The sequence below is a fragment of the Novosphingobium sp. genome, assembly GCF_049240505.1.
Classification (GTDB): domain Bacteria; phylum Pseudomonadota; class Alphaproteobacteria; order Sphingomonadales; family Sphingomonadaceae; genus Novosphingobium.
In genome coordinates, this window is the sequence record NZ_JBMLSM010000096.1 from 1 (window position 1) to 11,551 (window position 11,551).

At 61.7% G+C, this 11,551-nt stretch carries 13 protein-coding genes; 6 read left to right on the forward strand and 7 right to left on the reverse strand.

Features of this window, described 5'->3' with window-relative positions; genetic code table 11:
• Window positions 1–124: 124 nt before the first annotated feature.
• Window positions 125–1,150: an SAM-dependent methyltransferase gene (locus ACOVQ0_RS08045; RefSeq protein WP_421882616.1), complete on the reverse strand. Its 1,026-nt coding sequence runs from the start codon at window positions 1,148–1,150 to the stop codon at window positions 125–127.
• A 97-nt stretch (window positions 1,151–1,247) separates the two neighbouring features.
• Between ACOVQ0_RS08045 and ACOVQ0_RS08050 the strand changes: the two genes are divergently transcribed.
• Together ACOVQ0_RS08050 and ACOVQ0_RS08055 are read left to right on the forward strand one after the other, a co-directional pair.
• On the forward strand, window positions 1,248–2,609 hold the full coding sequence (locus ACOVQ0_RS08050; RefSeq protein ID WP_421882620.1) for an NAD(P)/FAD-dependent oxidoreductase: 1,362 nt from the start codon (window positions 1,248–1,250) through the stop codon (window positions 2,607–2,609).
• The gene (locus tag ACOVQ0_RS08055; protein ID WP_421882623.1) at window positions 2,606–3,388 is read left to right on the forward strand and encodes a DUF1365 domain-containing protein; all 783 of its coding nucleotides are present in this window, start codon (window positions 2,606–2,608) and stop codon (window positions 3,386–3,388) included. Before ACOVQ0_RS08050 ends, ACOVQ0_RS08055 begins: the two co-directional genes overlap by 4 nt.
• Here ACOVQ0_RS08055 and ACOVQ0_RS08060 read toward each other — a convergent pair.
• From ACOVQ0_RS08060 to ACOVQ0_RS08070, 3 genes are all read right to left on the reverse strand, one after another.
• Window positions 3,372–4,370 carry an inorganic phosphate transporter gene (locus ACOVQ0_RS08060; RefSeq protein WP_421882626.1) on the reverse strand — a complete coding sequence of 333 codons (999 nt, stop codon included), beginning with the start codon at window positions 4,368–4,370 and terminating at the stop codon, window positions 3,372–3,374. The two genes, ACOVQ0_RS08055 and ACOVQ0_RS08060, sit on opposite strands and share 17 nt — an antisense overlap.
• A 21-nt stretch (window positions 4,371–4,391) precedes the next feature.
• Window positions 4,392–5,039 (reverse strand): DUF47 domain-containing protein, encoded by a 648-nt coding sequence (locus ACOVQ0_RS08065; RefSeq protein WP_421882629.1) that lies wholly within the window; start codon window positions 5,037–5,039, stop codon window positions 4,392–4,394.
• 273 nt (window positions 5,040–5,312) lie between these two features.
• Window positions 5,313–6,287, reverse strand: coding sequence for a magnesium and cobalt transport protein CorA (locus tag ACOVQ0_RS08070; RefSeq protein WP_421882632.1), 975 nt, complete (start codon window positions 6,285–6,287; stop codon window positions 5,313–5,315).
• Between the two features lie 87 nt (window positions 6,288–6,374).
• Between ACOVQ0_RS08070 and ACOVQ0_RS08075 the strand changes: the two genes are divergently transcribed.
• The 4 genes from ACOVQ0_RS08075 (at window position 6,375) to ACOVQ0_RS08090 (ending at window position 9,956) form a co-directional block, all read left to right on the forward strand.
• Window positions 6,375–7,913 (forward strand): flavin-containing monooxygenase, encoded by a 1,539-nt coding sequence (locus ACOVQ0_RS08075; RefSeq protein WP_421882635.1) that lies wholly within the window; start codon window positions 6,375–6,377, stop codon window positions 7,911–7,913.
• Window positions 7,914–7,953: 40 nt separating this feature from the next.
• The gene (locus ACOVQ0_RS08080; RefSeq protein WP_421882638.1) at window positions 7,954–8,715 is read left to right on the forward strand and encodes a competence/damage-inducible protein A; all 762 of its coding nucleotides are present in this window, start codon (window positions 7,954–7,956) and stop codon (window positions 8,713–8,715) included.
• Between the two features lie 25 nt (window positions 8,716–8,740).
• On the forward strand, window positions 8,741–9,418 hold the full coding sequence (locus tag ACOVQ0_RS08085) for a peptidylprolyl isomerase (protein WP_421882641.1): 678 nt from the start codon (window positions 8,741–8,743) through the stop codon (window positions 9,416–9,418).
• A gap of 91 nt (window positions 9,419–9,509) precedes the next feature.
• Window positions 9,510–9,956 carry a hypothetical protein gene (locus ACOVQ0_RS08090; protein ID WP_421882644.1) on the forward strand — a complete coding sequence of 149 codons (447 nt, stop codon included), beginning with the start codon at window positions 9,510–9,512 and terminating at the stop codon, window positions 9,954–9,956.
• On the opposite strand, the gene ACOVQ0_RS08095 is transcribed toward ACOVQ0_RS08090, so the two are convergent.
• The 3 genes from ACOVQ0_RS08095 to rplK all read right to left on the reverse strand — a co-directional run bounded on the left by ACOVQ0_RS08095 (window position 9,937) and on the right by rplK (window position 11,378).
• Window positions 9,937–10,119: a hypothetical protein gene (locus ACOVQ0_RS08095; RefSeq protein ID WP_421882647.1), complete on the reverse strand. Its 183-nt coding sequence runs from the start codon at window positions 10,117–10,119 to the stop codon at window positions 9,937–9,939. The two genes, ACOVQ0_RS08090 and ACOVQ0_RS08095, sit on opposite strands and share 20 nt — an antisense overlap.
• 121 nt (window positions 10,120–10,240) lie before the next feature.
• A complete protein-coding gene (gene rplA, locus ACOVQ0_RS08100) occupies window positions 10,241–10,942 on the reverse strand; it encodes a 50S ribosomal protein L1 (RefSeq protein WP_168854081.1) in 702 nt (233 codons plus the stop codon).
• 4 nt (window positions 10,943–10,946) lie between these two features.
• A complete protein-coding gene (rplK, locus tag ACOVQ0_RS08105) occupies window positions 10,947–11,378 on the reverse strand; it encodes a 50S ribosomal protein L11 (protein ID WP_168854080.1) in 432 nt (143 codons plus the stop codon).
• Window positions 11,379–11,551: the final 173 nt, after the last annotated feature.

An 11,551-nucleotide genomic window follows, 5' to 3' on the forward strand; every position in this document is an offset into this window, starting at 1 on the left:
TGATCAAAATGGCCCATCACTGCGTTGGATGGCCTTGAAATAGAACCACTATTCCCGCGCCCATCCGCCTTGCGCTGGGCCATTTTGCCTCAAACCTCGAAGGCGCAATTAATAGGTCCTGACCCTAATCAGTCGGCCGCAAAAGCCAGTGGCTGACGCCCCATTCGCGGCCGCCGCTATTCCCGAACAGGCCTGCAGTGGCGAGGTAGAACAGCCGCCAGCGCCGCATCCAAAGCGCAGTGTCTTCGCCATAGACGGCGTGCAATACCGGCGCGATTTCGCCTGCGCGCGCATCGAACAGGGCCAGCCAATCGAGCGCGGTTTTCTCGTAATGCGTGCCGCCCCATCGCCACTGGTTTTCCAGTTCGAACAGGTCGGCAAACTGTCCGATCAACCCGTGGCTCGGCATGATCCCGCCGGTGAAGAAGTATTGCGCAATCCAGCTCGACTTGTCGGCAAGATCGAAGCTGTATGCGTAGCGTTCGTGGCTGAAGACGTGGAGGAACAGCCGCCCATCGGGGTTCAGCCAACCGCGTATCCGGCCAAGCAGAGCGCGCCAGTTGGCCATGTGTTCAAACATCTCGACCGAAACTAGGCGGTCGAAGCGGCCTTCGGGCTGGAACCGGTTCATGTCGGCGGTCAGTACCGTCAGGTTGGTAATGCCGAGCTCTGCCGCGCGCGCACGGATGTGGTCCCCTTGGGGCCGGGAATTGGACACAGCCGTGATTCGGGCATTGGGGAAACGGCTTGCCATGAACAGGCTGAGCGATCCCCAGCCGCAGCCGAGTTCGAGAATGTCCTGACCGTCGGCCAGTGCCGCATATTCTACGGTCGCTTCCAGCGCAGCAAGTTCGGCCTGTTCAAGCGTTTCGGTGCCGGTGGGGTATAGGCAGCAGGAATATTTGGCGTGTCGTCCAAGGCTCAATTCAAAGAAGCGTGGCGGCAGTTCATAGTGCTGCTCGTTCGCCGCGTCGGTATGCTCTGCCACGGCACGCTGCGCCATCCATGCGGCAAATGCGGCGTCGGTCGGCTTGTCGCGGTGGATCGCGCGGCGGCGCTGGTCGCACATGAAACTCACGCCCGCGCGGGTCAGCGCATCGGGCAGTGGCAGGCGCTCGACAAGCGCCGCGGCGGCTGAAAGCAAAGTCACGACGGACAGCTAGCCATCCGGGTGTGATGTGTGTCAACCTGTCACCACGGGAACGCTCTAAAACAAGCCTTGGACGGGTAAGGACGCTACGGAATACGTGGCGCAGCCGATGGGGGATTGCGATTTGACGAGCGAGGATCGGACGCTGGACATAGCCATCGTCGGGAGTGGCATTTCCGGCCTTTCCGCCGCCTGGCTTCTGTCCAAGCGCCACCGGGTAACGGTTTTCGAGGCGGACGACCGGTTGGGGGGCCACAGCAATACGGTTCTGGCTGACGGCGTGCCGGTGGATACCGGGTTCATTGTCTACAACGAACGGACATACCCCAATCTCACCGCGCTTTTCCGCCATCTTGATGTGCCGACGCGCGAAACGGTGATGACGTTCGCTGTCTCGCTCGATCAGGGGAGGCTGGAATATTCTGGCGATCTTCGCGGCCTTTTTGCGCAGCGGCGCAATCTCGTTTCACCGCGCTTCTGGTCGATGCTGCGCGATCTGGTGCGGTTCTACAAATCGGCCCCGCGCGATCTGCCGGAACTGGGCCAGCTTGGCCTTGGCGATTACCTTGATGGGCTGGGCTGCGGCGCGGCTTTTCGTGACGATCACCTCTATCCGATGGCCGCCGCGATCTGGTCTACGCCGGTCGCCGACATACCGCATCATCCCGCCGCCGCATTCATCCGCTTTTTTGAGAACCACGGGCTGCTCCAGTTCCGCGAACGCCCGCGCTGGCGCACCGTGGAGGGTGGCAGTCGCGAGTATGTGGAGCGATTGAGTAGGCCTTTTGCCGACCGGGTGCGGCTGTCCTCGCCCGTGCGCCATATCCACCGCTTGCCAGATGGCGTTGAAATTCATGCAGGAAATGGCGCGGAACGGTTCGATCATGTGGTCATCGCTGCTCACGCCGATCAGGCGCTGGAAATGTTGGCAGATCCTGATGCACTGGAAACGCGGCTGCTGGGTGCATTTCCCTACCGCCGGAACGAAGCGGTGCTGCATTGCGACTCCACGCTTATGCCCCGCAGGCGCAAGGTCTGGTCGGCTTGGAATTATGCAGCACAGCGAGGGGCGAAAGGGCATCAGCTTTCGGTCACCTACTGGATGAACCGTTTGCAGCACCTGCCGACAAGCCGCGATTTCTTCGTTACGCTGAACCCACTGGTCCAGCCGGCTCCTGAGTGCGTCCTGTGGCGCGGCACATACCATCATCCGGTGTTCGATGCGCAGGCAGGTGCATCTCAGAGCCGGTTGTGGGCACTTCAGGGAAGACGCAATACATGGTTCTGCGGCGCGTGGTTCGGAGCGGGATTCCATGAGGATGGGCTTCAGTCCGGCCTGGCCGTGGCCGAGCAACTGGGCGGAGTGCGCCGCCCTTGGCAGGTCGAGAACGAATCAGGGCGCATTCATGTGACACGCGATGCCAGCCTGCCCGATCGCCGCGTGCTGGAACCAGCGTGACCAGCGGTGCGCACGCGCTTTATCACGGGCAGGTGCTGCATCGGCGTTTGAAGCCGGTAAGGCATGTGCTGCGCTATCGCGTGTTTCATCTTCTGCTGGATATCGACGATATCGATCAACTGACCGGTCGGTTGCGACTGTTTTCCCGCAACCGCTTCAACCTGTTTGCGTTTCATGATGCAGACTACATCAGAGGCAAAGGTCTGCGCGCCCATGCCGAAGATCTGATGACGGCTGCCGGGATCGAACCGGATGGCGGCTCGATCAGTCTGCTGACCATGCCGCGCCTGCTGGGCTATGCCTTCAATCCGCTGAGCACATGGTTCTGCCACAGTGCGGACGGCGCGCTCAGCGCGGTGATTTACGAAGTGTCCAATACGTTTGGCGAACGGCACCATTATGTAATCGCCGCGCAACCCGGCAAGACTGCGCTGCATCAGTCTGAGCCCAAGCGCTTTCACGTTTCGCCATTCCTGCCAATGGCAATGGAATACGTCTTCCGCGTGAGCCTGCCGGACGAAAAGCTGGCTATCGGGATTACCGTGTCGGATCTGAACGGCCCGGTCCTGTCCGCCGTTCACACAGCGCGGCGGGCCGACATCACCGATGGCGCATTGCTGCGCACAGCCCTGACCCATCCCTTGGCGACGCTGAAAGTCACCGCAGGCATCCACTGGGAAGCGCTGAAACTGTGGGTCAAGCGCGTGCCGCTGTTCCGCAAACCGCCACCTGCCTCAAACACGGTGACGGTTGGCGAAACGATCAGAACAGGCGGGTAAGCAGGTAGAACGCCGCGCCGACCGCCGCGCTGGCGGGAATGGTGATGAACCACGCGGTCACCACGCGCTTGGCCACGCCCCAGCGCACCGCGCTCGCCTTGCGTGCAGCGCCCGTGCCGATCACGCTGCCGGTGATGGCGTGCGTGGTCGACACCGGAATGCCCATCGCGCTGGCGCCGAACACCACGATCGATCCTGCGGACGAAGCGCAGAAGCCGGTGTGGTGATTGAGCGGGGTGATCTTGGTTCCCATCGTCTTGATGATCTTCCACCCGCCAGACATCGTGCCCAGCGAAATGGCCAGATAGCACGACAGCACGACCCATTCGGGAATGTGGAATTCGCCCTTCAGGTAGCCGGTGGAATAGAGCAGCACGGTGATAATGCCCATCGTCTTCTGCGCATCGTTGCCGCCGTGGCTGATCGAATAGGCGGCCGACGATAGAAGGTGCATTCCCTTGAACACGCCTTCCGCGCGACGCGGCATGAAGCCCCGGAACAGCCAGCTGGTCAGCAGCACGAACAGCATGGCCAGCGCAAAGCCGATCATCGGTGACATGAAGATGGCAACAAAGGTTTCGATGGTCTTCTTGGATTCGATAGCATCAAATCCGCCATGCACCACACCCGCGCCCAGCAACCCACCAATCAAGGCGTGGCTGGAAGATGAAGGAATGCCTTTAAGCCAGGTGACGACGTTCCAGAACATTGCGCCGACCAGCGCGCCGAAAACGACCGCCGGGGTAACGATGTCCTTGTCGATGATGCCTTTGCCGATGGTATCGGCAACATGCAGCCCGACCAGCCAATAGGCCCCGAAATTGCCCGCTGCCGCAAACAGCACTGCTGCCATTGGCGAGAGCAGCCGGGTAGATACCACGGTTGCAATGGAATTGGCCGCATCGTGCAAGCCGTTGAGAAAGTCGAACGCCAGCGCCAGTGCGATGAGGCCGACCAGCAGCGGAAAAGCAAGTTCGTGCATCGGATCAGCTCCGCCGGGCCATCAGCCGTGGTCGATGACCAGCGCGTCGATCTCGTTCGCGACATCTTCGAAAGCGTCGGCGATCTTTTCGAGGTGCTTGAAAATCTCGCGCGAGACGATGAAGGCGATGTGATCGCCATCGGCGCGGTGGCGCTGGAAATTGGCCTTGAGGCCCGCCTGATGGATCAGGTCCACCTCTCCTTCCAGCTTGACGATGCGTTCGGTCAGCGCGTGAAGGCGGCCACCGTTGCGTTCGATATCGCGCAGCAGCGGCATGGCTTCGGCGATCAGACCGACAGCTTCGACGATCTTGTCGGCCATCGCCGACATTTCCGGTTCGAAGCCGACGATTTCGTAGAGTTCGATTGCCGAGGCTGCGGCCTGCATCTCGTCAATGGTGTCGTCCATCGCGCCGATCAGCGACGTGATGGCGCCGCGATCAAACGGCGTGAGGAAGGTGCGGCGGACCGTGAACAGCACTTCGCGGATCACGTCGTCCGCGTCATGTTCACGATCCCGGATCTTGCCGATCCACTGTGAGGAATCGCCCTGCGCACGGGTAAGCTTTGCCAAAGCATCGGCAGCATCGACGCAGGCCGCAGCGTGGCGTTCGAACATGCCGAAGAAATCGCCCGATTGGGGCAGAAGGCGCTGAAACCAGCCGAACATCGCTATGCTTCCCGAATTGCCGTGGCGCGGGGAACGAGCGACTCGCCTCCGCAGAAATCGCCCACTAGGGCAGCAATGCTTCCGTCACAATCGGAAAGCCGCCGATTTTCCACATGGGGAGTCCGTTTGAAAAATGCCCTGAAAGGCATTTTCATTCCGGCACCAGCCCACTCCCCCCCCCGGCCACCCATTCAGGATACTTGCGTGGGTGGCCCGGCGGGGGAGTGGGCTGGTGCCGCAAAATTCGCCCTCAGCGAATTTTCAAACAGACTCTCAAAGCCAGCCTATGCGACGGAAGCGTAGCCACAGCCCGCCACAAATCGTGATGATTACGCCCCAGACCGCGAAGTAGCCGTAACGCCACTGCAATTCGGGCAGGTATTCAAAGTTCATGCCGTAGATCCCCGCGATGGCTGTTGGCACGGCAAGGATCGCTGCCCAGGCGGCCAGTGCGCGGGTCATCTCGCCCTGTCGGTGCTGTTCGAGCAGGCTGGCGGTTTCTACGATGGCCGCCAACGTCTCTTTCAGGCTTTGCATCCGCGCCATCGTGCGGCGGACGTGATCGAGAACGTCGCGGAACCAGATGCGCGCTTCGGGATCGATGCAGGGCAAGTCAGCCACGACCAACCGTTCGCACATTTCCTCCATAGGCCCGATCACCCGTTCGAACCGGCGAAGCTGGCGACGCAGGCGGAAGATTCGGCGGATCACGGCCTGTTCGGGAAACACATCAATGGCGGCTTCCTCCATCTGCTGGGCCACATCATCCAGTTGATCGAGCAGCGGAAGATAGCCATCGACGATGAAATCGAGCACGGCATGAAGAATGTAATCCTGCCCTTCGGCAAGGCGATCCTGCTGCATCTCGATCTGGGTGCGCAGATCAACATGGGCGCGGGTGCTGCCGAAGCGGACCGTGATCAGATAACCCGGGCCGACGAAGAACGCGGTCTGACCATAGGCGATCTCCTCTTCGCCTGCGAGTTCCGCCGTGCGCGCCACGACAAACAGTGTTCGGCCGTAGACCTCAACCTTGGGCAACTGGCGAGGATTGAGCGCGTCCTCTACCGCCAGCGGATGCAGAGCATACTGCCGTTGCACCAGTTCCATCTCTGCTGCGGTGGGTTCGCACAGTCCGATCCAGTCGAAAGAGCCTGCGGGCAAGGGGGCGAGCGAGTTGCCGTCTAGCACGAGGTTCGGTTCGGCAATGGCACCATTGCAATAGCGGCGGGCAGCAATCACGGTCATGTTGCGATCAGTGGCAAATGCGAGCGGGACTCGCAATCACGGAAGAACGTGCTAACATCGCTGTAAATATAACTTGGAGAGATCGCCGTGGGAGCATACCAGCCCTCCATCGCAGCAGGCGCGAAGCCGGACGTTGACGTCTTGATCGTCGGCGCGGGCATTTCCGGCATCGGCATGGCCGCGCATATGCAAATGCTCTGCCCTGATCGCAGCTATGCCATTGTCGAGCGGCGGGACAAGATCGGCGGGACATGGGACTTGTTCCGCTATCCGGGCGTGCGGTCGGATTCAGACATGCACACGCTGGGCTTCGTGTTCGAGCCTTGGCGGCATGAGAAATCCATCGCGGATGGCCCTTCGATCCTCGAATACCTCAACCGTATTGCGGATGAGCGCGATATTCGGCGCCACATCTGCTTCGACAGCAAAGTTCTCAGCGCGGATTTCGACAGTACAACGGCGCAGTGGGTAGTCCTGCTGGAAAGCGGCGATGGCGAACATCGCCGGATGACGGCGCGCTGGCTCTATCTCGGCTCGGGCTATTATGATTACGACAAGCCCTATGAGGCGACTTTCGCGGGGCGCGAGGACTTTACCGGTAAGGTGATTCATCCGCAGTTCTGGCCGGATAATTTCGATTACACCGGCAAGCGCGTGGTGGTGATCGGATCAGGCGCCACAGCGGTTACCATCGTGCCATCGATGGCTGACAAGGCCGCGCACGTGACGATGCTGCAACGGACGCCGACTTGGTATGGCATTCGGCCCGCAAAGGACGGTATCGCCAATTTCCTGCGCAAGTTCCTGCCGGCAGAACTGGCCTATCGCATCACGCGGTTCAAGAACGTGCGCCTGCAGAACCTCGTGTTCAAAAAGGCACGCACCCAGCCGGAAAAGGTCAAGCAGTTCCTGACCAAGCGGATCAAGGCGGCACTGGGCGACAAATACGACGAGAAAGCCTTCACCCCGCCCTATAATCCGTGGGACCAGCGGCTTTGCCTGGTGCCGGACGCCGACCTGTTCGAAGCGATCCGGGCGGGCAAGGCCAGCGTGGTGACCGACCATATCGATCGCTTCGACGCCACTGGCATCAGGCTCAAGTCCGGGCAGCATCTTGACGCCGATGTGATCGTCACGGCGACCGGCCTGAAAATGGTCATGGCCGGGAAGATCGCGCTGAGCGTGGATGGTGTGCCGGTCGATTTCGCGGACCGGTATTACTACAAGGGCGCAATGTTCTCGAACGTGCCGAACATGGCGGCGGTGTTCGGCTACCTCAACGCTTCGTGGACGCTGCGTGCCGATATCAATGCTCGCTATGTCTGCGATGTGCTGAACGCGATGAAGGCGAAGGGGATGGAGGTCGCGGTGCCCAAGCTCGCGCCCAACCACCAGCTTGATGAGGACAATATCTACGACTTCTCCTCCGGCTACATCGAGCGGGCCCGACATCTGCTGCCAAAATCGGCCAGCGACATGCGCTGGCGACTGAATCAGGACTATGTGCGCGACAGGACGTGGATGCGCGACGATCCGATCGAGGATGGCGTATTGCAGTTTGATCATGCCCGACCGGCGGCCCCCAACGGGCTGCTGCACGAAGGGGAGATGGAAGCCGCCGAATAGCGCTTTTGCGGCGGCGGGCCATGCGGTATCCCTGCCGCATATGAACACCGAATCCCGCATCTGGACCGCCGCGCTGGTGGTGGTTGGCGACGAAATCCTTTCCGGCCGCACGCAGGACAAGAATATTGCGCAAGTGGCGACATGGCTGGGCGTACAAGGCATCCGCCTGCGCGAAGTTCGTGTGGTGCCCGACGATATGGACGCCATAATCGAGGCTGTGAACACGCTGCGGGCGCGCAACGACTATCTGTTCACCACCGGCGGTATCGGCCCCACGCATGATGACATCACGGTGGACGCCGTTGCGGCGGCGCTGGGCGTGGCGGTTGTGATCCACCCCAAAGCGCGGGCCATTCTTGAAAGCTACTATGCCACGCGCGGCGGGCTGAACGATGCGCGGCTGCGCATGGCGCGCGTGCCCGATGGCGCAGACCTTATCGAGAACCGCGTTTCGGGCGCGCCGGGCATTCGCGTAGGCAACGTCTTCCTGATGGCCGGGGTGCCGGGCATCACTGCACAGATGCTGGATGGTCTGACCGGACAACTGGAAGGCGGGCTACCGTTGCTGTCCACCACGATCGGCTGCTGGGTGGCGGAAAGCGAGATTGCGGACCTGCTGCGCGAAACGGAGAAAGCGTTCGAAGGCGTTCAGATTGGCAGCTATCCCTTTTTCCGTGAAGGCAAGACGGGCGCGAACTTCGTGATCCGCTCGGTCAGTGACGAGCAACTTGGCGCTTGCGCATCCGTGCTGGAGCAAGGCCTGAGCTCGCTGGGCCGGGCACCGGTGGCAGGGGGGATCTGAGGCGATGCTTTCGAGACGCTATGCTATGTTGGCCCCGTTGGCCGTGATGCTGGTGGCTGCTGCGCCGGTGAAGAAGCGCGTTGCGCCCGCGCGTCCGGCAGCGGCGGCTTACCCCGCTCCATCCAAGGCTCCCCTGCCCGAGAAAGTGCGCGTGGCATTGGAAACCGAGGCGGGCCGCATCGTGGTGGAACTCGACGTGAAGCGCGCGCCTGCCAGCGCGACCAACTTCGTCCGCTATGCCGAAACCAGGCGGTTCGACGGCACGGTGTTCTACCGCGCGATGCACCTGAAATGGGGCGAACAGCCCAATGGTCTGATTCAGGCAGGCACGCGCGGCGATCCGAAACGAAATCTGCCGCCGATCGCGCATGAGCCGACCGACCAAACCGGTATCCTGCACAAGGCTGGAACCCTGTCGATGGCGCGATATGCGCCCGGCACTGCCACGGGCGATTTCTCGATCATGGTGTCGGATCAGCCGGGGCTGGATGCGCAACCCGAATCCACTGATCCTGAAGCCAAGGCCGGTTATGCGGCGTTCGGGCAGGTCATCGAAGGTATGGATGTGGTGAAGGCCATCTTCGCCGCGCCGATTTCTGAAACCGAGGGTGAAGGGATCATGCGCGGGCAGATTCTGGCCAAGTCAGTGAAGATCATTACGGCGCGTCGTCTGCCGGAGCCGGTCGCTGCGCCTGCGCCCTGAATCGCTTCTACCCCTGATTCTGCTTGGCGGGTGCACGACGCCTGCACTGCCCGCCTTTGAGCAAGCGCTTGCCGCGAACGACAGCGCCACCGTGGCCTTGGGGCAATGGTGCGATGCGCGCGGGATAGCCGATCCTCCTGTCATCCGCGCACTGGCGGACCGGACCGCGCAATCCCCCGCATCTCCTGCCATACGCGCGACGCTTGGGTTGAGCGAAAGAGATGCGGTGCGTTACCGCCATGTAAGACTGGCGTGCGGCGGCACTGTGCTTTCCGTCGCGCACAACTGGTACGTGCCAGCGCGGCTTACGCCGGAGATGAACCGCACACTGGAAACCAGCGATACGCCCTTTGGCAAAGTCGTCGCCCCGCTGGGCTTCCGACGCGAGCGACTAGGATCGCAGCGCGGACGGACGGCGGAATGCCCCGTCGGGACGGTGCTGTCACACAGGGCCGTACTGAAGCTGGCGGACGGGCGTGCGATCAGTCTGGTGGTAGAATGCTATACGCTGGCGAATCTCAGCCGCGTGGCGGATTGACGGTCCAGTCCCCCACCGCGCCTTCCAGCGCAGCATCGGCATAGGCTTCGAGTTCGCGCCAGTGCCGGTCCCAGCCGGGACCGCGCTTTTCCGGCGGGATCAATGCCTCCACCTGCAGGCGGGCAATCGTTACAGGATTTGTCGAAGTCTCGGCGTCGGGCATTCCCCGCTCCTATACGCCTTCGACACACAGAAAAAGGGCCGGAGAGGTTTCCCTCCCCGGCCTTCTTTTTCTTGTGCCTTGCTGCACGAGGTTCCCGCCTTCGCGGGAACACACGTCAGTCTCAGCCGCCGTGCACCTGCGCAACGTCGATCTTCAGGCCCGGGCCCATCGACGAGGACAGACCGACCTTGCGGACGTACTTGCCCTTGGCACCAGCGGGCTTCGCCTTGACGATCGCGTCGACGAACGCGTCGAAGTTGGCGCGCAGTGCTTCGTCCGAGAACGAGAGCTTGCCGATGCCGCCGTGGATGATGCCGGCCTTTTCGACGCGGAATTCGATCTGGCCGCTCTTGGCTGCCTTGACCGCATCAGCGACGTTCGGAGTGACGGTGCCCAGCTTCGGGTTAGGCATCAGGCCCTTCGGACCCAGCACCTTACCGAGACGACCGACGATGCCCATCATGTCCGGCGTTGCGATCACGCGGCCATAGTCGAGGTTGCCGTTCTGCATGTCTTCCAGCAGGTCTTCGGCACCAACCTTGTCAGCGCCAGCGGCGAGAGCGGCTTCAGCCTTGTCGCCACGAGCGAACACGGCGACCTTCACGTCCTTGCCCGTGCCCGAAGGCAGGGAAACCATGCCGCGGACCATCTGGTCGGCGTGGCGCGGGTCTACGCCGAGGTTCAGCGAAACTTCGAGGCTTTCGTCGAACTTGGCGCTCTTGAGGTCCTTGAGAAGCTTGATCGCTTCGTCAACGCCATAGAGCTTCTGGTTGTCGCCCAGCTTTTCGGTCAGCGACTTCTGCTTCTTGGTCAGGTTGGCCACGGTCTCAGCCCTCCACCACGGTGAGGCCCATCGCGCGAGCGGAGCCTTCGATGATCTTCGTTGCGGCGTCGATGTCGTTCGCGTTCAGGTCCTTCATCTTGGCCTGTGCGATGTCAGCGAGCTGCGCGCGGGTGATCGTGCCGGCCGAAGCCTTGCCCGGGGTCTTCGAACCCGACTTGATGCCGACAGCCTTCTTGATGAAGAAGGTTGCGGGCGGGGTCTTGGTGACGAAGGTGAACGAACGGTCGGCATAGACCGTGATCACGGTGGGGAGCGGCGTGCCCTTTTCCACTTCCTGCGTGGCAGCGTTGAACTGCTTGCAGAATTCCATGATGTTGACGCCGCGCTGACCCAGCGCAGGACCGATCGGCGGAGCAGGCTTTGCTTCACCGGCTGCAACCTGCAGCTTGATGTAACCTTCAATTTTCTTGGCCACGATGGCCTCCTTTCTTCCTGTCGAGGACCAAGGCCCCCTCAGAGTGAGCGGTCAAACGCCCCGGAGAACCGGGACTCCCGCACGGAATCACTGCCGTTTCAGGCAGAGAAGCGGGGGGGGGGGAAGGGATGGGCCCCCCACAGCAAAAGGGGGACCAACAAACCCCCCCCCCA